The sequence below is a fragment of the Gammaproteobacteria bacterium genome, from assembly GCA_003696665.1.
Taxonomy (GTDB): Bacteria; Pseudomonadota; Gammaproteobacteria; order Enterobacterales.
This window is the reverse complement of the sequence record RFGJ01000532.1, coordinates 1-22,547: the sequence shown is the minus strand read 5'-3', so window position 1 is coordinate 22,547 and position 22,547 is coordinate 1. Positions and strand designations below refer to the sequence as shown.

23 protein-coding genes and 1 tRNA gene are annotated in these 22,547 nt (G+C 53.7%); 15 read left to right on the top strand and 9 right to left on the bottom strand.

Annotated elements, in window-relative coordinates:
* A partial coding sequence (locus D6694_13210; GenBank protein ID RMH37734.1) for a hypothetical protein occupies nucleotides 1–339 on the top strand: 339 nt, incomplete at its 5' end.
* A 6-nt stretch (nucleotides 340–345) separates the two neighbouring features.
* On the opposite strand, the gene D6694_13205 is transcribed toward D6694_13210, so the two are convergent.
* Nucleotides 346–585 carry a hypothetical protein gene (locus D6694_13205; protein RMH37733.1) on the bottom strand — a complete coding sequence of 80 codons (240 nt, stop codon included), beginning with the start codon at nucleotides 583–585 and terminating at the stop codon, nucleotides 346–348.
* Nucleotides 586–834: 249 nt separating this feature from the next.
* On the opposite strand from D6694_13205, the gene D6694_13200 reads away from it, so the two are divergent.
* From D6694_13200 to D6694_13180, 5 genes are all read left to right on the top strand, one after another.
* On the top strand, nucleotides 835–2,124 hold the full coding sequence (locus tag D6694_13200) for an FAD-binding oxidoreductase (protein RMH37737.1): 1,290 nt from the start codon (nucleotides 835–837) through the stop codon (nucleotides 2,122–2,124).
* A gap of 73 nt (nucleotides 2,125–2,197) precedes the next feature.
* Entirely contained in the window at nucleotides 2,198–2,785 is a 588-nt protein-coding gene (locus D6694_13195) for a YhgN family NAAT transporter (GenBank protein ID RMH37732.1), read from the top strand.
* A 63-nt stretch (nucleotides 2,786–2,848) separates the two neighbouring features.
* Complete coding sequence (locus tag D6694_13190) at nucleotides 2,849–3,865, top strand: efflux RND transporter periplasmic adaptor subunit (GenBank protein ID RMH37731.1); 1,017 nt, start codon at nucleotides 2,849–2,851, stop codon at nucleotides 3,863–3,865.
* A complete protein-coding gene (locus D6694_13185) occupies nucleotides 3,858–7,073 on the top strand; it encodes an efflux RND transporter permease subunit (protein ID RMH37730.1) in 3,216 nt (1,071 codons plus the stop codon). Before D6694_13190 ends, D6694_13185 begins: the two co-directional genes overlap by 8 nt.
* 45 nt (nucleotides 7,074–7,118) lie before the next feature.
* On the top strand, nucleotides 7,119–8,441 hold the full coding sequence (locus tag D6694_13180) for an alkaline phosphatase (protein ID RMH37729.1): 1,323 nt from the start codon (nucleotides 7,119–7,121) through the stop codon (nucleotides 8,439–8,441).
* Here D6694_13180 and D6694_13175 read toward each other — a convergent pair.
* Together D6694_13175 and D6694_13170 are read right to left on the bottom strand one after the other, a co-directional pair.
* Nucleotides 8,365–9,348, bottom strand: coding sequence for a ferrochelatase (locus tag D6694_13175; protein RMH37728.1), 984 nt, complete (start codon nucleotides 9,346–9,348; stop codon nucleotides 8,365–8,367). The two genes, D6694_13180 and D6694_13175, sit on opposite strands and share 77 nt — an antisense overlap.
* Complete coding sequence (locus D6694_13170; protein RMH37727.1) at nucleotides 9,342–11,474, bottom strand: M13 family peptidase; 2,133 nt, start codon at nucleotides 11,472–11,474, stop codon at nucleotides 9,342–9,344. The genes D6694_13175 and D6694_13170 overlap by 7 nt, the downstream gene beginning before the upstream one ends.
* 37 nt (nucleotides 11,475–11,511) lie before the next feature.
* On the opposite strand from D6694_13170, the gene D6694_13165 reads away from it, so the two are divergent.
* The gene (locus tag D6694_13165) at nucleotides 11,512–11,943 is read left to right on the top strand and encodes a MerR family transcriptional regulator (GenBank protein ID RMH37726.1); all 432 of its coding nucleotides are present in this window, start codon (nucleotides 11,512–11,514) and stop codon (nucleotides 11,941–11,943) included.
* Nucleotides 11,944–11,964: 21 nt separating this feature from the next.
* Here the strand turns inward: D6694_13165 and ald are convergent, their stop codons facing one another.
* On the bottom strand, nucleotides 11,965–13,083 hold the full coding sequence (gene ald, locus D6694_13160; GenBank protein ID RMH37725.1) for an alanine dehydrogenase: 1,119 nt from the start codon (nucleotides 13,081–13,083) through the stop codon (nucleotides 11,965–11,967).
* A 125-nt stretch (nucleotides 13,084–13,208) separates the two neighbouring features.
* On the opposite strand from ald, the gene D6694_13155 reads away from it, so the two are divergent.
* The 6 genes from D6694_13155 to D6694_13130 are packed head-to-tail and all read left to right on the top strand — an operon-like array spanning nucleotide 13,209 to nucleotide 19,763.
* Complete coding sequence (locus D6694_13155; GenBank protein RMH37724.1) at nucleotides 13,209–13,682, top strand: leucine-responsive transcriptional regulator Lrp; 474 nt, start codon at nucleotides 13,209–13,211, stop codon at nucleotides 13,680–13,682.
* A gap of 10 nt (nucleotides 13,683–13,692) precedes the next feature.
* Entirely contained in the window at nucleotides 13,693–16,044 is a 2,352-nt protein-coding gene (locus D6694_13150) for a DNA translocase FtsK (GenBank protein RMH37736.1), read from the top strand.
* The gene (gene lolA / locus D6694_13145) at nucleotides 16,044–16,709 is read left to right on the top strand and encodes an outer membrane lipoprotein carrier protein LolA (protein ID RMH37723.1); all 666 of its coding nucleotides are present in this window, start codon (nucleotides 16,044–16,046) and stop codon (nucleotides 16,707–16,709) included. The genes D6694_13150 and lolA overlap by 1 nt, the downstream gene beginning before the upstream one ends.
* Entirely contained in the window at nucleotides 16,690–18,009 is a 1,320-nt protein-coding gene (locus tag D6694_13140; protein RMH37722.1) for a replication-associated recombination protein A, read from the top strand. The genes lolA and D6694_13140 overlap by 20 nt, the downstream gene beginning before the upstream one ends.
* A gap of 56 nt (nucleotides 18,010–18,065) precedes the next feature.
* The gene (gene crcB / locus D6694_13135; protein RMH37735.1) at nucleotides 18,066–18,437 is read left to right on the top strand and encodes a fluoride efflux transporter CrcB; all 372 of its coding nucleotides are present in this window, start codon (nucleotides 18,066–18,068) and stop codon (nucleotides 18,435–18,437) included.
* A gap of 36 nt (nucleotides 18,438–18,473) precedes the next feature.
* Nucleotides 18,474–19,763: a serine--tRNA ligase gene (locus tag D6694_13130; GenBank protein ID RMH37721.1), complete on the top strand. Its 1,290-nt coding sequence runs from the start codon at nucleotides 18,474–18,476 to the stop codon at nucleotides 19,761–19,763.
* 6 nt (nucleotides 19,764–19,769) lie between these two features.
* On the opposite strand, the gene tusE is transcribed toward D6694_13130, so the two are convergent.
* The 5 genes from tusE to D6694_13105 are packed head-to-tail and all read right to left on the bottom strand — an operon-like array spanning nucleotide 19,770 to nucleotide 21,856.
* Nucleotides 19,770–20,102 carry a TusE/DsrC/DsvC family sulfur relay protein gene (gene tusE / locus D6694_13125; protein ID RMH37720.1) on the bottom strand — a complete coding sequence of 111 codons (333 nt, stop codon included), beginning with the start codon at nucleotides 20,100–20,102 and terminating at the stop codon, nucleotides 19,770–19,772.
* Entirely contained in the window at nucleotides 20,102–20,395 is a 294-nt protein-coding gene (locus D6694_13120; protein RMH37719.1) for a hypothetical protein, read from the bottom strand. The genes tusE and D6694_13120 overlap by 1 nt, the downstream gene beginning before the upstream one ends.
* Nucleotides 20,396–20,398: 3 nt before the next feature.
* The gene (locus D6694_13115) at nucleotides 20,399–20,740 is read right to left on the bottom strand and encodes a hypothetical protein (protein ID RMH37718.1); all 342 of its coding nucleotides are present in this window, start codon (nucleotides 20,738–20,740) and stop codon (nucleotides 20,399–20,401) included.
* A gap of 2 nt (nucleotides 20,741–20,742) precedes the next feature.
* Nucleotides 20,743–21,171, bottom strand: a complete 429-nt coding sequence (locus D6694_13110; protein ID RMH37717.1) for a hypothetical protein — start codon at nucleotides 21,169–21,171, stop codon at nucleotides 20,743–20,745.
* 4 nt (nucleotides 21,172–21,175) lie between these two features.
* Nucleotides 21,176–21,856: a Bax inhibitor-1/YccA family protein gene (locus D6694_13105; GenBank protein RMH37716.1), complete on the bottom strand. Its 681-nt coding sequence runs from the start codon at nucleotides 21,854–21,856 to the stop codon at nucleotides 21,176–21,178.
* 167 nt (nucleotides 21,857–22,023) lie between these two features.
* Between D6694_13105 and D6694_13100 the strand changes: the two genes are divergently transcribed.
* A tRNA-Ser gene (locus D6694_13100) sits at nucleotides 22,024–22,113 on the top strand.
* A gap of 145 nt (nucleotides 22,114–22,258) precedes the next feature.
* Complete coding sequence (locus D6694_13095) at nucleotides 22,259–22,447, top strand: hypothetical protein (GenBank protein RMH37715.1); 189 nt, start codon at nucleotides 22,259–22,261, stop codon at nucleotides 22,445–22,447.
* Nucleotides 22,448–22,547 lie beyond the last annotated feature (100 nt).

The window sequence follows — 22,547 nt, the reverse complement described above, 5'->3', positions numbered from 1 at the left end:
AGATGGCCTGCAGGGAAGGATCAGCCACTGGTGCTGACTTTCCGCTACAGCCGCGAGATCCCGGCGAGAGCCTTTCGTGAAGCGGCCGAGAATTTTTTGGTGAAGAACGGCGTGACACTGTCATCCGCGTTGCAGGTCTTCAATGACCGGTATCGGGACGTGAAGGACGGGGATGTCTACAGGTTGGCTTACCAGCCTGCACAGGGGCTGACGCTGTCTCTGAACGGTGAGGTGCTGGCCCGGCTGGACAGTGACACTGGTTGGCAATACTTCGCAATCTGGCTCGGCGAACAGCCCTTCAACAAGACCCTGAAGGCCCGGTTGCTGGGGCGAGAATGAGCACGCTCAGACAACGCCGTTCTTCTTGAGTGCCCTGTGAATCTTGCGGGCCATGCGTGCGAACTTTTCGAGATCACCCAGCGTGGGCGTTTCACCCGCAGCGAGGCGCTGTTCCCAGTCTTCTACTTGCATCTCAAGAAATTCTAGGAGCTTTTTGTTGCATACAGTGCAGTCGAACCGGCAGACTCGACTGTCGGGCGCGTCTAATGGGAACGTACGCCTAATCTTATTGATCAAGTCGACCATCGCTGTGCGCGTGTCCGGTTTTCTTTGTCGGACAGATTCCGCCATGTTCACTCACGCACCGATTCTTGTACTTAATGAATGCCGCACAATCTAGCAAGTCTCGGGACGATAGCGTGTGATTTTCGTCAAAAGTAAAGCGCCCAAGGAAAAAACAAAATATCGCCTATAAGGCTTAATCAACTATGAGGCATTCGGTATGATGCGTGCAGGTTGTGAGTGTTTTTTGTCACCGGAGTGAATGTGGAACAGTTGTCCTATCCAGACACCTATTATGCGGCAACGCGTGTCTATCATGATGAGTGGCCAAGTTTGCAGGGGGGTCAGCGTTGTCGCGTCTGTGTAATTGGTGGTGGCTTTGCTGGCATTATGACAGCATTTGGTTTGGCGGAGCGAGGCTGGCGCGAGGTTATTTTGCTTGAAAAAAATCGCTTGGGTTGGGGGTGCTCGGGGCGTAACGGCGGTTTTGTGTTCGGCGGCTACTCGCTCGACTGTGAGTCATTGGCCCGGCAGGCTGGCCCGGAAAAGGCAAAATCGCTCTATCAGCTGACCGTTGATGCGGTTCAGCTGATTCGTCGTCGCATCACCCAATATCAAATTGACTGTCAGCCCGTGTTTGGTGGCGTTTTACTTGCCAACTGGTTTAAAGATAACGGTGTTCTTAACAAGACACAGTCTTTCATGCGTGATGCGATGGGTGTCGACTGGCCATTGATCGACAGTGAAACGCTGCGTGCCGAGCACATCCGCAGTCAACGTTATAGTGGGGCATTGTTAGAGCCGTATGCCTTTCACTTTCATCCGCTCAATTACGCGCTTGGCATGGCCAAAATAGCGGAGCAGTGGGGTGTGAAATTTTTTGAGCAAACCCCCGCATTGGACATCGAAACAACACCGAATGGCTATTGCATTCGCACCCCAGCGGGGGAGGTGCACGCCGAGCAAGTGGTGGTCACAGGCGGTGGTTATTTCGAAGGGTTTATGCCGCCGATTTCTCGAACTGTGCTGCCGGTGGCCACCTACGTGATGACCACAGAGCCACTTGGAACTCGTATCCGGGAACTGTTGCCAACCGAGGCGGCCGTGTACGATACCCGTTTCGCGTTCGACTATTATCGTCGATTGCCTGACGACCGGTTGCTGTGGGGTGGGCGCATTTCCGTATTTGAGCCGGATGCCCAACGCCTTAAAGCGCTGCTTCGGCGCGATTTGGCGCGTGTATTCCCAGAACTTAGGGACGTGGGCATCTCCCATGTTTGGAGCGGCTGGATGGGCTATTCACGTCACAAGATGCCCGAAATCGGCCAGTGGAAACCGGGTTTCTGGCATTTGGTGGGGTTTGGCGGTCATGGCGTGGCCCCGACCACGCTGTGCGCTGAGCTGGTGGCAACGGCGATCACCCAAAATGACCGTCGCTATCAAGCGTTTGCCGCATGGCCTCTGGTCTGGGCAGGCGGACCAGTTTTGGGCCGAGCGGCGGCGCAATTGACCTATTGGTGGTATGAGCTGAAAGATTGGCTCAAGGAACGCCTGGAAAGATAATTTGGCTGTGTCGTATTGCGCGCTAGACTGGTAACAAGAGAGAAATTTTCAGCGACCATGAAGGAATAAATCAATGGATCTTGTTTCTGTGGCGTTTACGCTGTTTTTGATTATGGATCCCCTCGGTAATCTGCCGGTGTTTCTGTCAGTGCTAAAGACAGTCAAACCAACCCGGCGGCGCGCGGTGCTGATCCGAGAGTTGGTGATTGCCTTGGTGATCTTGTTTATTTTCTTATTCAGTGGTGAAGCACTGCTGAGTTTCTTACGTGTTAAACAGGAAACAGTATCAATTTCTGGAGGGATTGTGCTGTTCATTATTGCTGTGCGCATGATCTTCCCAGGGCGAGGTGGTGTGATGGGGGAAACTCCGGAAGGGGAGCCATTTATCGTCCCCTTGGCAGTGCCCATGGTGGCTGGCCCCTCGGCGCTCGCGACATTGTTGCTGCTTGCGCATTCGGCCCCTGACCAGATGGGGACTTGGACGCTGGCGCTATTTCTTGCCTGGAGTGCGACGGCATTGATTCTCGGGTTTTCAGAGGTGTTCTACAAAATCCTACGGGAACGGGGACTGGCCGCCTTGGAACGGCTTATGGGTATGGTGTTGGTCATGATCTCCGTACAGATGATCCTTGATGGCTTGAAAACATACTTTACCACTTAGGCTTGCACAAACATTAGAAAATGCTAATATAAGCGCATCGTCACATGACAGGTGGTGGAACAGATGCGCTTGGTAATTTTGTTCTTATTCTTGGCAATGCCGGCTTGGACCGCGGAGCTAGCGCCGGTCAAGCGGCAAGTATTTCCGCACTACCTTTCGCTTGATGGCGTTGTCGAAGCGGTCAATCAATCGACCATGTCTGCTCAAACTTCCGGACAAGTGGTCGAGACGCTGGTCGATGCTGGCGATCTGGTGCCGGCTGGACAATTGATCATTCGGCTTCGAGACACCGAGCAGCGGGCGGAAGTGAAGCGGGCTGAGGCGGGGGTCGAAGCGGCCCGCGCTGCTTACGAAGAGGCTGAGAAGGAATATTTACGAGTGCAGGATATTTTCAAGCGTCGCCTAGTGGCGCAATCGGCACTCGATAAGGCGAGGGCCGCACGTGATGCGGCTAAGGCCAATTTGGAGGCTGCCGAAGCCAGACTGGTCAGAGCCCGTGAGCAATTGGCCTATACCCAAATTCGTGCGCCTTATACAGGCATTGTTGTCGAGCGACACGTGCATGTGGGTGAAACGGTGGCGCCCGGCGTACCATTAATCACAGGCGTGTCGCTCGAAAAGTTACGCGTCACCGCGGAAATCCCACAAAACGACATTGAGTCAGTGCGCCAGCAAGCATCGGCACGTGTGCATTTACCGAATGGTGAAGTGGTGGAGCGGCATGGCGAACAATTGGTGTTTTTCGCGTATGCCGATCCGAAAACGTCGACATTTAAAGTCCGGGTGCAGCTGCCAGAAGGCTTGCGCGGGCTTTACCCGGGCATGTACCTGAAAACGGACTTTCGGGTTGGCGAAAAAACGGCACTGGTTATTCCCCAATCAGCGGTGGTATGGCGCTCGTCCGTCAGTGCTGTCTACGTTCAGACCACCAAAGGCGTGCAATTTCGTCAAGTCAAACTTGGTCGTGAGCTCGGTCATGGGCTGGTGGAAGTCATGAGTGGCTTAAATGAGGGTGAGCAAGTGTTCGTCAACCCAGCCACGGCCATCCGGATACGGCAGGGAGGGACCTCGGATGAATAAGCTTGGCATCTCCGGACGCTTTGCAAGCGCATTTTATCGAGCGCAAATTACGCCTCTGTTGGCGTTGGTCGGTTTGTTGATGGGTGTTTTCGCGACCCTGATTACGCCAAAAGAAGAAGACCCTCAAATTGATGTGACCTTCGCCAATGTCTTTATTGCCTATCCTGGCGCGAGTGCCAAGGAGGTTGAGAGTGTTGTCGCCGCACCGGCTGAGCAAATGCTCTCTGAAATCCGCGGCGTTGAGCATGTGTATTCCATGTCACGCCCCGGTATGGCGGTATTGTCAGTGCAATTTGAGGTGGGTGAGCCGCGGACCGATGCGTTGGTTCGACTGTACAACAAAATTTATTCGAAACAGGATTGGTTGCCGGCCAATCTGGGGGTGATGCCGCCGCTGATTAAGCCGAAGGGGATTGATGATGTGCCGGTGGTTGCCCTCACGCTGATTGGCGATGGCGTAGAAAAATCGGCCTACGACTTGGCTCAGGTGGCCCATGCGATCGAGGCGGAACTCAAGCGGATTCCGGGAACCAATGAAATATATACCATCGGTGCGCCTGACCGTGTCGTCCATGTCCAACTGGACCCACAAAAAATGGCGGCTCGCGGGATTGGCCTTGACGCGCTCAAAATGGCACTCGCCGCCGCCAACGCTTCGACCAACGCCAGTGTGACCATAGCTGAAAACCGGCATGTGCTCGTTCAGGCTGGGGCGCTATTGATGAAACCAGAAGAGGTATCGGAACTGGTGGTCGGCATGTACCGCGGCGCGCCTGTTTTCTTGCGCGACGTGGCGACGGTGAGTTTTGGTCCAGACGACCCGAAAAACTATGTGTGGCTGAGCGCTGGCCATGCGGCAAGCAGCAAGGGGATCACAACCGGCGTCGAACAACCAGCAGTGACCTTGGCCCTCGCGAAAAAGGCCGGGGTGAACGCGGCCACGGTCGCCGAACGTGTCGCTGAGCGCATTGAACAATTGCGGGGGACTTATATTCCCGATGATGTCAAAGTCGTCTGGACCCGAAATTATGGCAAAACAGCCACCGATAAAGCGAATACGCTTATCAAGAAACTCTTTTTGGTCACGCTCGTAGTGGTCGGCTTGGTGTGGGTGACACTTGGCTGGCGAGAAGCTGTGGTGGTTGGCCTCGCCGTTGGTATCACACTGACCCTGACCTTATTTGCGTCATGGGCGTTTGGTTTCACTATCAACCGAGTCAGTCTGTTTGCCCTGATATTTTCCATTGGCATTTTGGTGGATGATGCGATTGTCGTGGTGGAAAACATCCATCGACACTGGACGCAAGGTGGGCGTTCGCTTGCCGAGTGTATTCCCCTAGCCGTCGATGAGGTCGGGGGGCCAACCATCTTGGCGACCTTCACGGTGATCGCTGCGCTGATGCCGATGGCGTTTGTATCAGGGCTTATGGGGCCTTATATGAGTCCAATTCCGATCAATGCCTCGGCAGGAATGTTTATTTCCTTGTTGGTAGCGTTTTCACTGACGCCGTGGCTTATGTACAAGGTATTGAAAGGAAAGTCCCATGCGGCGCAAACAGCGTGTTCTGTGGAACAAGTTGAGCATTCTTCCCCACAGCTGACCAAATTGTTCAGCCGGCTCATTGGCCCATTCATGGATGATGTCCACGGACGCCGACGCCGTTGGATAATGCTCGGCGTAGTGCTGCTTTTGATCGGCGGGTCAATGATGCTTGTTGCCACACGGCATGTCATTTTGAAAATGTTGCCGTTTGACAACAAATCCGAGTTTCAAGTGGTCATCGACATGCCGGAAGGCACGGCACTCGAGTGGACTGCGGCGGCGGCAAGAGATATGGCCGAATATTTGCGCACCATTCCGGAAGTGACAGACGTCGAGGTGTATGTTGGCACGACAGCGCCGATAAACTTTAACGGTCTGGTACGGCAGTACTATTTGCGGCAAGAGCCGCATATGGCGGACTTGCAGGTCAATCTGGTTGACAAACATTTGCGTGACAGAAAAAGTCATGAGATTGCCTTGTCCGTGCGCGAGCCGCTGAAAGCCATTGCCGAGCGTTATGGTGCCAACATCAAGGTGGTTGAAGTGCCACCTGGACCGCCGGTTCTGGCGCCAATTGTTGCAGAAGTCTATGGACAAAATTACGAACGCCAAATCGCGTTAGCACGCGAATTAGAGGCAGAGTTTAAGAAAACCGAGGGTGTGGTCGATGTCGATACCACCATTGATGCGCCGGCAAAACGTTATGTGGTACATGTCGATCGGCAAAAGGCAGCGCGCCTCGGGGTGTCGCAGATGGAAATTGCACGTGCGCTTTACACCGCTTTGCATGGAGAGGATGTGAGCTATTTGCATTCGCATACGGCTAAATATCCAACTCCCGTACGATTGGAACTGCCCGATGCGGATAAAATGGACCCGCAACAGGTTTTGTTGTTACGTGTCCGGAGCCAGTCCGGTGCGCTCGTGCCCATCAAAGACCTTGTGCGCATTGAAGAGATTCGCCAAGAGCAAACCATTTACCACAAGGATTTGTTGCCTGTCGTTTACGTCATGGGCGACGGCGCTGGAGAGACGGATAGCCCGCTCTACGGTATGTTCGACATGCTGTTCCGTTTTATGGATAGCAGGCCGGATATGGAGCAGGCACTGACTGATCAACCGAAAAATCCCTATCTGCCGTCGATTAAATGGGACGGGGAGTGGCAGGTGACCTATGAAACGTTCCGCGATATGGGGATCGCGTATGCGGTCGGACTGATTGTGATCTATTTGCTGGTGGTGGCAGCGTTTCATTCCTATCTCACGCCATTGGTGATCATGGCACCGATTCCGCTGACCATTATCGGTATCATGCCAGGACATGCGGTGTTGGGTGAGCAGTTCACGGCGACATCGATGATCGGCATGATCGCACTGGCCGGCATCATCGTCCGAAATTCTATTTTGCTAGTCGACTTCATTAATCTTGAAGTCAGCCGTGGTGTGGATTTCAAAACGGCGGTGATTCGGTCAGCAGCGGTGCGGGCCAAACCGATTGCGCTCACGGCATTGGCGGCGGTGTTAGATGCCCTGTTTATCCTAGATGATCCGATCTTCGCAGGGTTAGCTGTAAGCCTGATTTTTGGGGTGGCGGTGAGCACCTTGCTGACGTTGGTTGTCATCCCCGTTGTGTATTACGCAAGTCGTTACCGTAAACTTACCTGACACTTTTCGTTTCCAAAGTTTTGCGTTAAGGTGCCACCAACAAGAATGGTTGGTGGCACGATAATGCGTCAATTTTGCCTGTTTTTGCTTTGCCTTTTCAGTGTGGCTGGTTATGCGAAACCGCCCAAGAATCTCATTGTGGTGATTGGCGATGGTATGGGCCCGGCGCACATCACTGCGTACCGACATTTCTATCATGCCTTGACTGGCCAGGATGGGCCGACGGTGTTCGACGAGCTACTGATCGGTTCGGTCCGCACCGACAATGTGCACGCCAACCAAGTCACTGATTCGGCCGCGTCGGCCACGGCCTACGCTTGTGGCTTCCGAACGGACAACGGCGCGCTTTGTGTGAAACCGAATGGCACACGTGGAAAGTCTTTGTTTGCGTATGCGGCTGAGGCGGGAAAATGGACGGGTTTGGTGGTGACCTCTCAGATTACCCACGCGACGCCAGCTGCCTTTGTGGCGCACAATCGTCATCGTCGCGATTATAAAAATATCGCACGAGAATACCTGGCACGCATGGCGGATGGTCGGCTTGCACTGCAAGTGCTGATGGGAGGTGGGCGTGCCCACCTTGCAAAAGCCTCGCCGGATTGGCGACAACTGGTGCAGCAAGCTGGCTTTGAACGCATTGAGACGATGGCGGCCCTGCACAACTACAAGGGCAACAAGCCAGTCATCGGAGTGTTTGCAGACGAGGGACTTGCTGCCTATTTGGATCGGCGAAACGGTCATGTCCAACAGCCGAGCTTGCCCGAGATGGTTGACAAGGCATTGGCGCGCTTGTCGCAAAACCCCAAAGGTTTTGTTTTGTTGGTCGAAGGCAGTCAGATTGATTGGGCATCACACGACAATGACATTGTGGATACGCTTTGGGAAACACATGAATTGGCCCTGACTGTGCAAAAACTGCGGGCATTCGTTAAGCAACAGCCAGACACGGCGCTGGTGATCACCGCAGATCACGAAACGGGTGGCTTATCGCTTGGGTCGCAGGGGAAATACGAATGGCGGCCGCGGCTTGTGACACAGGCGAACATGTCACTTCGTTCCGTCGAACAAGCGGTCAGGCGTTCACAAAAGATCGTGGTCCCTGCACCACAATTTGAAGTCCTACAACGGAACAAGGCACCACTGGCGGAGTGGAACCGTCTGTGGAACCAGTTGACCGTGACAGGTTGGACAACCACCGGCCATACCGGTGTTGACGTCCCGCTGATGGCCGACGGACATGGCCGAGATGCCTTAATAGGCACGCATGACAATGACGCACTGGGGCGCCTATTCATTCGCTGGCAGACACCATCAACCGTTCACGAATCAGCGCATCAAAAATATCGATCTGACTTGGCGAGTCATTGAGTGCAGGAATATAGCGCAGTGATTCGCCGCCGTATGAGCGGAAAAGCTCAGCATTTTCCTGTGCAATTTCTTCAAGTGTCTCCAGGCAGTCGACGGAAAAGCCAGGACAAATCACGTCAACTGTTTTAACGCCTGATTGCGCCCATGCCTTCAAGGTGGCATCGGTATAGGGTGTCAACCACTGAGCTGGTCCGAATCGGGATTGAAAGGCGACTTGCCATTGGTCGCGCTCAAGACCAAGCGCATGTGCGACCTGTTCAGCCGTGAAACGGCATTCCTCGGGATAGGGATCGCCGTTGTCGGCCATCGCCTGCGGGATGCCATGAAAGGACATCAGTAACTTGTCAGCACGACCATGGTGTTGCCAATGGTGCTCGATATGCGTTGCCAATGCGTTGAGGTAGCGCGGGTGTTTATGGTAGCCGCGAACAAAAATGATCTCCGGCAGATTGCGCTTGTGTCGGAAAATTTCCGCAATGCGATCGAAGATGGTCGCGGTGGTGCAAGCAGCAAATTGTGGGAACATTGGCAGCACAAGCAACCTTTCGATCCCGGATGCCAGAAGGTTTTCAATGGCTGACGGCAGGTCAGGTTGACCGTAACGCATGGCGAGCTCGACTTGGCAATCTGGCCAGCGCGTCCGCAATTGTTCAACAATCGAGCGGCTGTAGATAAGAATGGGGGAGCCATCTGCTTGCCATATCTTTTGATAAAGTTTCGCCGAACGACGCGGACGTGTTCTGAGAATAATGCCATGCAACACCGGCAGCCATAACCATCGCGGTAACTCCACCACTCTCGGATCACTTAAAAATTCCGCCAAATAAGGTCGTACACCCGCGACATCCGGGGTCGCGGGGGTACCTAGATTGACCAGCAAGATGCCGGTTTGTGCCTGATTTACCATATGCGAATGCGATCCTTCGGGGCACGATAAAGTTTGTCACCTTCTTTCGTGTGGAAGGCCTCGTGAAACGCATCAAGATGCTGTACCGGGCCATTGGCGCGGAACTCGCTTGGTGAATGCGGATCTGTCTTTAAGCGTCGGAACAATTCCTCAGGGCGATATTTTCGTGCCCAAACCTGCGCCCATCCCATGAAAAAGCGTTGTGCGCCCGTCCAGTCACCAATGACTGGGGCTGGTTTTCCTTGGAGACTACGCAGATAGGCTTGGTAGGCAATCTTTAGCCCTCCGAGATCCGCAATGTTTTCGCCGAGCGTCAGGCGGCCATTGACATGTTCATCGCCGACTTTGAACTGGTCAAAAAACTTCACCAGTTGTTCAACGCGTGCCTTGAATTGCTTTTCGTCCTCTGGCGTCCACCAATTGCGAAGGTTGCCTGCAGCGTCATATTGACGACCAGAGTCATCGAATCCGTGGGTCATTTCGTGGCCAATCACGGCGCCAATAGCACCATAGTTGACCGCATCATCCGCTTCCATGTTAAAGAACGGTGGTTGCAAAATGGCAGCGGGGAAGACAATTTCGTTCATCGAGGGGTTGTAGTAGGCGTTCACTGTTTGTGGCGTCATGAGCCATTCATCGCGGTTGATGGGCTGACCGAGCTTGCTCACATTTTCGTGATAGAGAAAATGCTCGCCGCGAATAATGTTTGCCGCCAAACTGTCGGTGCCCACTTTGAGTTTTTGATAGCTTTTCCATTTGTCCGGATAGCCGATTTTGGGTCGGAACGCTTTTAATTTTTCGAGTGCAGCCTGTTTGGTGGCCTCACTCATCCAGTCGAGTTGTTTGATTTCTTCGGCAAAGGCCGCGCGCAGGTTCTCGACAAGTTGTTGCATGCGTTTTTTGGCTTCTGGTTTGAAGTACTTCGCCACATACCGTTTGCCTAAGGCTTCTCCGAGATACCGATCCAATGCGGCAATGGCGCGTTTCCAACGTGGCTTCGGCGCTTCCAATCCTTGAATCACTTTGCCATGAAATTCGAAATGGGCATCGGCAATCGCGGGTGATAAGTAAGGGGCGTAGTCATCCAACAGACGGAAAGTGAGATAGTCTTTCCACTCTCTGAGCGAGATGTCTTTGAGCAATTCGGCCAACTTTTGGACGTAAGTTGGTTGCGCCACGACAAGATGCGGTGTTTTTTCAATGGCCCACGCTTGAATCAGTGCCTGCCAGGGTAACTCACTGGTCACCTTGTCCAGCTCGTTCAAAGCAAAGGGGTTGTAGGTTTTTTGTGGATCTCGATTGTCTACCCGGGCCCATTGCGCCTGAGCGATAGCAGTTTCGATTTTCATCACAGCTGCCGTGCGCCGTCCCTCGTCATCGGTATTGGCCGCCTCCAGCAATTTGTGCACGTAAGTGCGGAACGCATCAAGTGTTTGTTTATTTTTGGGGTCGATGTAATAGTCGCGATCCGGCATACTGAGGCCGCCTTGGTAGAGGTAGGCCGTGTAGCGGGTGGCGTCGCGCCCGTCTTGGTCGACAAAAATCCGCAGCGGTACATTAACCCCTGCTTGTGTTAGGTGCGCCCAGACGAGTGGCAGGTCCTTGATGGTTTCGGCGCTCTCGATTTGAGCAAGAAGATCCTTTAGTGGCGCGATGTCCACTTCATTGGCCAAAGTCTCGTCCATGAACGTATTGTAAAAGTCCGAAATTTTTCGTTCTTCAGAGTCGTCACCCCATTCCTGTTGACTGATTTCGGCCACAATTTGCTTGAGCCGTTTTTCATTTTCCTCGGCAAGTCTGGTAAAAGTCCCGTAATTGGACTTATCAGGCGGAAGCTTGAACGTCTCAAGCCAGCGGCCATTCACATAGCGGTACAAATCATCCTGCGGGCGTATGCGGGGATCCATGTGATTGGTATTGATACCCGCTTTTTCAACAGGTATGCGTTGCGTGACCTTGGTTTGCTCGGCTGGCTTCTTGGTGTCTTGTTGATTATCGCCGGAACAGCCAACGAGACTGCTTAGCAATAACAGGCTTGAAAGTCCGCTAACAAAAGCTCTAAGCATTGGATTGCTCCCAATGAAAAAAACAGGTGACAAGAAAGTAACACAAGCGCTAGGGTGCATCCAGTCGCAGCGAGCGACAATGAAGGAGGGGCACGCGATGACCGGCAAAAACTATCTCACCATTGGTCAGTTGGCAAAACTGGCTGGTGTCGGTGTTGAGACCATTCGTTATTACCAGCGGCGGGGCTTGATGCCCCAACCTGAAAAACCCTACGGGGGCATCCGTCGTTATTCTCCTGACATGGTCGCCCGTCTGACGTTTATTCAGCGAGCCAAAAAGCTCGGTTTCTCGTTGTCCGAAGTGAGCGAGCTTTTGTCGATTGATGATGGTGCCTGTGATGATGTGGCCGAGCTTGCGGCTCGAAAAAGAGCGGAGATCGAGCGCAAAATCCATGACCTTCGCCAGATTGCCACGCAACTGCAAGGTTTACTGGATCAATGTGAGCGTGGCGAGCGGACACGCTGTCCACTGATCGACAGTCTTAGTGAACCGCTGCCACCCAACAAAAAGGCGACGACTGGAAGTTAGTCGTCGCCTTCGGATGATGCCTTAGGAAGCCAAGGCTTCTTTCGGATCGACGTAGTCGTAGCCGAGGCTGTCGGCGACATTTTTGCAGGTAATCATACCGCGGTAGACGTTGAGACCTTGCAAGAAGTATGGGTCGTCCAGCAGTGCCTGCTTGTAGCCCTTGTTTGCCAACTGGATAATGTATGGCAAAGTGGCGTTGTTAAGGGCAAAAGTCGAGGTGCGCGCCACCGCACCAGGCATATTAGCGACACAATAGTGGACAACATCGTCCACAATAAACGTCGGATCGGCATGCGTCGTTGGACGTGAGGTTTCGAAACATCCCCCCTGATCGATGGCAACGTCAACCAACGCAGCACCTGGTTTCATTGCCGCGACCATGTCACGGGTGACCAGTTTCGGGGCCGCGGCGCCGGGGATTAGCACACCACCAATGACAAGATCCGCATCCAGCACATGACGTTCCAGAGCATCCGAAGTGGAATAGATGGCCTGTACGCGCGAGCCAAACTGCATATTCAAGCGACGCAAAACGTCAATCGAACGGTCTAAAACAATCACTTGCGCGCCCATGCCGATGGCAATTTGCGCCGCGTTGGTACCAACCACCCCACCACCAATAATCACGACCTTGGCCGGATCAACACCCGGCACACCGCCGAGCAGCATGCCGCGGCCGCCGTGCACTTTCTCAAGGCATTGCGCGCCGGCTTGAATAGACATGCGTCCTGCCACTTCTGACATAGGGGCAAGCAAGGGGAGGCTGCCATTGGGTGAAGTGACGGTTTCGTAGGCAATGCAAACGGCCTTGGATTTGATCAGATCTTCTGTTTGCGGGCGGTCGGGCGCCAAATGCAGGTAGGTAAAGAGAATTTGCCCTTTACGCAAACGTGCCCTTTCTTCGGCGAGCGGTTCTTTGACTTTCACGATCATTTCCGCTTCTGCGAATACTGTTTCCGCATCAGGGCGAATTTCGGCACCGGCCGCAATGTAATCGTCGTCAGTAAAACCGACGCCAATACCAGCATTGTGCTCGACAATGACGCGGTGGCCGTGGCTGACCAATTCCCGGACGCTCGCCGGAACCATACCAACACGATATTCGTGGTTTTTGATTTCCTTTGGGACACCTATCAACATAGCCGCAACCTCATTTGGCCACTAACGGAATGGTTGGCAAGTATAGTCGATAAAAAGCAAAAATATATTCTAAAATAGCTTGAAAACCAGAGTATCATGCTAAGAAAAACGCAAAAACAGGAGAAATATTTGTGCGTCCCCTTGACAAAATTGATCGAAAAATCTTGCGGGTGCTCCAGCGTGACGGCCGCATAAGCAACGTGCGACTGGCACGCGAGGTTGGGCTCAGTCCAACGCCTTGTCTTGAGCGTGTCCGTCGATTGGAGCGAGAAGGCTATATTCTCGGCTATCGTGCGGTTCTGGACCCCGCAAAACTGGAGGCGTCGCTGTTGGTTTACGCTGAAATTCGGCTGGCACACACCTCACCAGACGTGTTTCAGGAATTCAAACGTGCGGTCAGTGCGTTACCGCATATTCTCGAATGCCATTTGGTGTCCGGTGATTTTGACTATTTGATCAAGGCGCGCGTGAAGGACATGGCTGCTTACCGCCGATTACTTGGTGAATCTTTACTGTTGCTGCCGGGGGTTTCGGCTTCTCGCTCGTACATTGTCATGGAAGAAGTCAAAGAGACAGCAGAACTCCCCATCCGTGACTGATGAGAAATCCATTGGCAGACCAAAATGGGTTGATACAATAGGACTTAGTGAACAGATAAGGAACACACAAAAGTTGTCCGACAAAGTTGCTGCGCCGTTGACCGCTGAACAAAAGACCGAGCGTCGCGTGAAAGAAGGGGTTGCCATTGTGTTATGGGCATTGGCGGCCTATTTGATGCTTGCCCTGCTTAGCTATGATTCGCTTGATCCGGGTTGGAGCCAAGTGGTGACCGACGGGGCAGTGCGCAACTTGGCGGGGCGAAGCGGGGCGTGGATAGCCGACATCAGTCTCAGTTTTCTGGGGTATCTGGCCTTTCTGTTGCCGCTCATCGTTGTCTATAGCGCTTGGATCTTGGTGCGTCAGCCGAGCGAAGATGAATCGCTCGCCCGGGCCATGCCGTGGTGGCTCAGATGGGTTGGCGGTCTGACTTTGTTGGCTTCCGGCACCTGTTTGGCCCAGATGCATCTGGCGGATCCTGCGCAGCAACCAAGTTATGTCAGTGGTGGATGGATCGGATCTTTGCTCATGCATACCCTACTGCCATGGTTTGGCGGCTTGGGCACCACCGTGTTGATGCTCGCTTTGTTTCTGGCGTCAATCACTTGGCTGACAGGACTGTCTTGGCTTGGGCTCATGGACCGTATCGGTGGCCTGGTGCTCCATTCTGTCCAGTCTGTGCGGGATTGGTGGTCGGCACGCGCCGACAGAAAACTGGGCGAAAAGGCACGTGCTGAACGCCAAAATACACTTCGAGTCAACCGCGAGAAGGCCAAAAAGCGGAAACCCGTCAAAATTGAGCCGATTGTTGAAAAAATTGAACCCAGTCCGCGTGTCCTGCAAGAAAAGCAAGGGTCGTTGTTCAATGAGCCAGTGGAGGGTGAATTGCCGCCATTGTCGCTGTTGGATCCGCCAGAGGCCAAAAAACATACGATCTCGCCCGAATCGTTGGAGGCAATGTCGCGTTTGGTGGAAATGAAACTTGCCGATTTTGGCGTGGAAGCGCAGGTGGTGGCCGTCCATCCAGGGCCTGTCATCACCCGATTTGAACTGGATCTGGCGCCCGGCGTGAAAGTGGCTAAGATTGCCAATCTCGCTAAGGATTTGGCCCGTTCCTTGTCGACCATTTCGGTACGCATTGTCGAAGTGATTCCGGGCAAGTCGGTCATTGGCCTTGAAATTCCGAATGAAGACCGTGAGATCGTCAGGCTGTCCGAAATCCTCGCCTCGAAAGCTTTCGACCAAGCCAAATCGCCCCTCACGATGGCACTAGGAAAAGACATTTCAGGGGCGCCAGTGGTGGCGGACTTGGCCAAGATGCCCCATTTATTGGTGGCGGGGACAACCGGCTCGGGTAAGAGTGTTGGCATCAACGCGATGCTTTTGAGCATGTTGTATAAATCGACGCCAGATCAGGTGCGACTGATCCTCATCGACCCCAAAATGCTCGAATTGTCAGTCTATGACGGCATCCCACACTTGTTGGCCCCTGTGGTGACCGACATGAAGGATGCGGCCAATGCATTGCGTTGGTGCGTGGCCGAAATGGAAAGGCGCTACCAGCTGATGGCCAAAATGGGGGTGAGAAACCTCGCCGGGTTCAATCGCAAGGTACGAGAAGCGGAAAAGAAAGGAGAACCACTGCGTGATCCGCTTTGGGACAGCGAGCAAGCCGTGCCAGGAGAAGAAGCGCCGTTGCTGGAGCCATTGCCTTTTATTGTCGTCGTCATTGACGAGCTGGCCGACTTGATGATGGTGGTGGGCAAAAAGGTTGAAGAACTGATTGCCAGAATCGCACAAAAAGCGCGTGCGGCGGGCATTCATTTGTTGCTTGCCACGCAGCGGCCGAGCGTGGATGTCCTGACCGGGCTGATCAAAGCCAACATTCCGTGCCGCATCGCTTTTCAGGTCTCCAGCCAGACTGACTCTCGCACCATCCTGGATAAGAAGGGCGCCGAGCAATTGCTAGGGCAAGGGGATATGTTGTTTTTACCACCCGGCACAAGCCTACCCGTGCGTGTGCATGGTGCTTTTGTCGCGGATGACGAGGTGCATAAAGTGGTGGCTGACTGGCGACGTCGCGGCGAGCCTAACTATGTCACCGAAATTTTGGAAGGGGCTGCTGACACAGCCTTGCCGGGTATTCCAGATGCCGAAACCGACTCGGAACAAGATCCTCTTTACGACGAAGCCGTCGCCTTTGTCATTGAGTCTCGCAAGGCCTCGATCTCGGCCGTGCAACGTAAACTTAAGGTTGGGTATAACCGAGCTGCACGGATGATTGAAGCGATGGAAGAGGCGGGCATTGTCAGTCCACCGAGCCACAATGGTATGCGCGAAGTGCTGGTGCCAAAACGAGACTGATGAGCAAGGAGAATTTCATGTATCGCTATGTGCTGTTGTGTGTTTGCCTAATGATGGCGCCTTGGGTCTGGTCAAATGATGCGGCATCCACACAAGCTGCCCGGACACTTAAACAGCGACTGGACAGTGTCAGAACGCTCACAGCGCGTTTTACCGAGGTGGTGTTTGATGAACGCGGCAATGAAATTGAGCGCCGTCAGGGCGAGATGATGATTAAAAAGCCCGGAAAGTTTCGTTGGGTGGTTCGCGCGCCCTATACCCAATATGTGGTGGCCGATGGTCAGTATCTTTGGCAGTATGATCCTGATTTGGAACAAGCGACCGTGCGCAACCAGCGCGAGGCGATGAGTGGTACTGCGGCGGAAATACTGGCGGGCAATACGGCGACCTTAACGCGTGACTTTACCATCTCCAGTCATCGCGACGAGGAGGCGACCGTGTATGTATTGCACGCCCGAGCGGACACTGGATTTGAACGGATTGAGTTGTATTTCCGCAATGACACGCTATCGAAAATGGTGCTATTCGATCCGCTTGGCCAGAAAACCTTTATCGAGTTGACATCGGTGGTGATGAATGAACCCGTGGCCGATAGTCTGTTCTTTTTGAGCCTGCCGGAGGGCACCGAAATCGTTGATTCACGCGATGGCCGACAAGCTTCCTGATATCCCCACAACGCCATTGGCCGCGCGGATGCGGCCGCGTTGCCTTTCCGATTATGTCGGACAATCGCATCTGTTGGCCGAAGGTCGGCCACTCTACAAAGCGGTCGCCGACGATCGTCTGCACTCCATGATTTTGTGGGGGCCGCCGGGCTCAGGAAAAACATCGTTGGCGATGACCATTGCAGAATCAACGAAGGCCCGCTTTGTGACGCTGAGCGCGGTCACCTCAGGCGTCAAAGACATCAGGCAAGTGATGTCGGAAGCTGGCAAAGCGCGGCAACAGGGCGAGAAAACTGTGCTTTTTGTTGACGAGGTGCATCGCTTCAATAAAGCGCAGCAAGATGCTTTTTTGCCCTACATTGAAGACGGCACCATCATTTTTATTGGGGCGACGACCGAGAATCCGGCGTTTGAACTCAATCGAGCGCTGCTCTCACGGGCTCGCGTCTATGTGATCAAACCGTTGTCTGAACACGACATCAGCCAACTGTTGCGCAAGGCTTTATCCGAAGATGCCTGGCTTCGAGCGCTCCAACTCGAACTGACGCCAGAAGCGCTTGCGGCCTTGGCGCGTGCGGCGGATGGTGATGCTCGGCGGGCCCTGAACCTGCTTGAGATGGCCGCCATGACCGTTGATGCGCCAGGCCAGACGCTCGATATCGATGCTCTGGGAGACATTTTGCACCTTGATGTGCGGGCGTTTGACAAAGGGGGCGACCTGTTCTACGACCAAATTTCTGCACTGCACAAATCAGTGCGAGGCAGTCAGCCGGATGCATCGTTATATTGGCTATGTCGCATGCTCGATGGTGGTGCGGACGGTCACTATATTGCCAGACGGTTGGTGCGTATGGCCAGCGAAGACATTGGCAATGCTGACCCGCGGGCGTTAACCGTCGCCGTCAATGCATGGCAAAGTTATGAACGACTTGGTTCGCCAGAAGGTGACCTCGCGCTGGCGCAAGCCGTGGTGTATTTGGCGAGTGCCCCTAAGAGCAATGCTGTGTACACGGCCTTCAAACAGGCCATGCAGGATGTGCGTCAGTTGCCGTCGTATGCTGTGCCCGTACATTTACGCAATGCGCCGACAAAGCTGGCAAAAACGTTGGGTCACGGCAAGGAATACCAATATCCTCACGACGATCCCAGTGGTTACATTCCGGGCATCCAGTATTTTCCGGATGAAATGACACCACGGACCTATTATCAGCCGGTCAACCGGGGGCTTGAGCAGAAAATTGCGGAGAAGCTAGCGTGGATCGCGCGTCGTGAAAGCGAACACAAAGCTGGAAAGTCTTGATACAATCGTGCCAGCGTAAATTTGTTTGGGAGAAGCTCATGCTAAGCCCGCAAACCATCGCCGCTGTTGCAGTCGGTGGCGCTTTTGGTGCGGTCAGTCGTCTGTTGGTCACGCAATGGTTGGGGTTGACCATGGGGCGCGGTTTCCCGTGGGGCACCTTGGCGGTGAATTTGGTCGGTAGCTTCCTGATCGGCGTGTTGTATGGCTGGTGGAGTCATCCGGCGCATCAAATCCCTGTTGTGTGGCGTGCGGGACTTGTGGTTGGTTTCCTCGGCGCACTGACGACCATGTCGTCATTCTCGTGGGATGTGTTTGAGTTGATTCAAAAGGGACAACTTTGGCGCGCCAGCGCCTATGTGACGGTCACTGTGGCCGGTGCATTTGTTTGCACTGCCATTGGTGCGGTGACGACGATGAGATATCTCTGACAGTGTGGACATTTTATTTGGGGGCGGAGTGGTCTGATGATTGATGCGAAATTGTTACGAACCGATTTACAGGGCGTGATTGCCAATCTGGCTCGCCGTGGGTTTGACTTTCCGGTCGAGAAATACAAGTCACTGGAAGGTCAACGCAAGACCCTTCAGGTCAAAATGCAGGACTTGCAAAATGAGCGGAATCGGCGCTCCAAGGCCATTGGTCAGGCGAAGGCCAAAGGCGAGGACATCGCGCCGCTGCTGGCCGAAGTATCCGGCTTGGGGGAACAGCTTGAGGCGGCCAAAAAACAATTCGAAGCGGTGCAGACAGAACTGGATGCATTGTTGCTCGGCATTCCCAATCTGCTGGATGATTCGGTGCCCGATGGCGCGGATGAGAACGACAATCAGGAAATTCGCCGTTGGGGGCAGCCAAAGACCTTTGATTTTGCGGCGGCCGATCACGTGGATGTCGGTGAACGTTTAAATGGACTGGATTTTGCTGCGGCGGCCAAAATTTCTGGAGCACGCTTTTCCGTCATGCGGGGAGATATTGCCCGATTGCATCGTGCGCTTACGCAATTTATGCTCGACATTCATACCGAAAAACATGGCTATCAGGAAGTCTATGTGCCGTATTTGGTTGAGCGTGAAGCCTTGATCGGCACAGGACAATTGCCCAAGTTTGAACAGGATCTGTTTGCCATTCGTGCTGCTGAGGGCGACAGTCGCCAGTTCTATTTGATTCCCACTGCCGAAGTGCCGGTGACCAATCTTTTGCGCGAAGAGATCATTGCCGAATCCGCATTGCCAATCAAACTGGTCAGCCACACGCCATGTTTCCGCAGTGAAGCGGGATCGCACGGCAAGGACACACGCGGCCTTATCCGTCAGCATCAATTTGATAAAGTCGAGCTGGTACAAATTGTTCACCCGGAGCATTCCAAAACCGCGCACGAAGAACTGACCAGTCATGCCGAGCACATTCTGCAGCTCCTTGGCTTACCTTACCGGGTGGTGGTGTTGTGCGCTGGCGACACCGGTTTTTCCGCACAGAAAACCTATGATCTGGAAGTGTGGTTGCCAGCCCAAAACACCTACCGGGAGATTTCGTCATGCTCTAACTTCGGTGACTTCCAGGCACGTCGCATGCAGGCCCGTTATCGCCCTGAGGGCGGCGGCAAACCGCAACTTGTGCACACGCTCAATGGTTCTGGCTTGGCCGTCGGCAGAACACTGGTGGCCATATTGGAAAACTTCCAAGAGGCCGACGGACGGGTGTGGATCCCTGAAATTTTGCGCCCATACATGGGCGGGCGCACACATATTGGCGGCTAAGGCCGCTTAGGTGCACCGAGCTGGTTTCGGCAGACCGGCCAGCTTGGTGGCCTGCTTGGCAACACCACCGGGAAAGAGCATCGCCAGATAAATGCTATTGCCTTTTTCGGGCCCCATGGTCTGTTTCAGATAATTGACAAGTGGGCGAATCGACGGTGATTTGCCGAATTCTTCATAAAACGTCCGAACCCAGCGTATGACCTCCCAATGCTCGTCGGTCAGCACCAGCTGTTCCCGTTCAGCGATCACCTCGGCGACACGTGGTGTCCAGTCACTGGCATTCAACAGGTAACCTTCACGGTCAGTGTCAATGGAGCGACCATCCACTTCAATCGTCATCACGGCAAACTCCAAACCTGATCCGCGCGCATGACCAGACGCGCAAATTGAGTGTCTGAAATGGGGGTGATGTCTTTGTCTGTCAAAACATCCTCTGTGATGCCGAAGCGATGCGCATCGTCGGCCAGTGCGTAGATCGTGACGTTTTTTGAGACCACAGTGGGCGCGCGTAGCCAATGTTTGATCGCTTGTTCACGCAAAACGATCGTGGTGTCTTTCTCGAAAGCTGCGAGCAGTGGCGCCAACCACGAGGTCACGTCATGATTCAAGCGATGCAAATGAATTAAACGCATGGCTTATTCACCTATGACCAGTTCGGCAGACGCAAGCCGTGCCGCTAATTCATCGCGTGTCAGCCATTGTATCGCTACCTCATCGAGCGGCGCCTCTGGACGCTCGTCTGCCAACGCCCAAATCTCATCGATTTCATAAAATGGCAAGGCTTTCAAAAGCTTGGTGTTATCGAACCGCCCAAGCTGGTGTCGAGGAAGTTCGCCATTCACCCACTGGAGCGCATCGCCCGTCACCCATACTGCACAACCAACACCAAAATTAGCCATCGACATCGCAAGTTCAATGGCTTCACTGGTCGATTCGCTGAATTCTGGTGGCTTGTGCAGTATCACAACACAGCGCATGGCTAGGCTCCAAAACGAATCAACTTGGCACCTTCAGCGAGCATTTGCGAAAGATCCGCTAAAGAGCCAGCGTAAAAGGCCGGATGCCAATTGCTGTGCCATTGACGCACTTCGGCCTCATCCGGTGGAATGACGCCCCGGCGCACTGCGGCCGACGTGCACACGGACAATTGCGTGTTTGAGCGTGCGGCTATTTTGGCCCATTGGTTGGCGAGATCATCAGCGGTCGAGCGCGGCACGGTTGGCGAGATGGCAATGCGCACAGCGTCACCAGAAAAAAAGACCATAGGCACATCAAGCTTTTCTGCTTGGCAGGCAAGAAAAAACCGTATTGCGCTCAGATGCGCCGGTGTGGATAGCGGGTCCGCGTTGACGTGCACGATGATGGACGGCATAAGGAAAAATCCCGAAGCGCCACGCGCTTCGGGCACGTGATCAGTCGTCGCCTGCAAAAAACAAAATGAGATGCAGCAGGCTGACGAAGATGTTGTATAGCGACACAAACAGAGTGACCGTGGCGGTGATATAGTTGGTCTCGCCACCGCGAACGATTTCGCTGGTTTGATACAAAATCACCGCAGATGAAAACAGAATGAAGCCTGCCGAAATTGCGAGCCCCAAAGCCGGGATGTTTAGGAACAGGTTAGCAATCACGCTGATGAGCAGCACCCAAAAGCCAACGAAAATAAACCCGCCGAGCCGGCTCATGTCTTTGCCTGTCATCAGCACATAGGCAGACAAACTCAAGAAAATGGCAGCCGTGCCACCAAGTGCGAGCGCCAGTGCCTTAGGCGCGGCCACTGAGACGATGGCAAGCACAGGCCCCAACGTGTAGCCTAAAAAGCCAGTGAATACGAATGTCAGCACCAGCCCAACCAAACTGTTTTTGGTTTTCTCAATGGCGAACAGCAAGCCATAAAATCCGATCAACATAATGGCCCAATGCATCATCGGGGCATTGAGGGCCGCGCTCAACCAGGCAGTGAAGGCACTGAAGCCGAGTGTCAGACTCAAAAGTAGGTAGGTGTTACGCAGCACCGAATTGGTGGCGAGCACACCAGTTTGACGCTCAACTGCTGTTTGCGTCTGATTTGCCGTACGTTCTTGTATGTCCATCGTTCTCCCTCGAACTTTTTGTCTTCTATGTTCTGACAATAGTTTACCAGCAAAATTCACTCAGCTGCCACCGATTTGCGCGTCTTTTGACCGGTCGGTTTTGCCATTGAGTGTGCGACAAAAATTTGCAATTATGCGCGAATGCGATAGAATTGCGCGCACACACCGGAGAGGTGGCTGAGCGGTTGAAAGCACCGGTCTTGAAAACCGGCGTAGGTTGACCCCTACCGTGGGTTCGAATCCCACCCTCTCCGCCATATCCTCAGTTGGCGCCCCAACGTGATCACCTCTTGATCTATCACATCTCTTTGACGCTGGAAGCGTAGAAAAAATTGGCGTAGTCTTATCCTATGCGCCAAGCGACAGGAATGTCAGATGCCTAGCCGTCTTCACCGTCTGGTGATGCACCAACATGTTTTCCGGTGGCTGAGGTTGGTCACCTTGGGGCTGCTGTCGGTGCCTTGGATTGCCATGCAGGCGACGGAAGAGGTTAATTGGCAACCGGCAGATTTCGCCGTGATGGAAATACTGTTGTTTGGTTGCTTTAGCCTATTTGTGATCATCGCCCGGAAAGTGCGCGAAAAGTATTGAGCGGCTATCGGTATCATCATAGCCATAGTTTTCGTCTATCTTTGGGCAGAACTGGCAGTTGGCGTGTTGACCAACCTTGGCAGCTGAAGTGGCGAAGCGT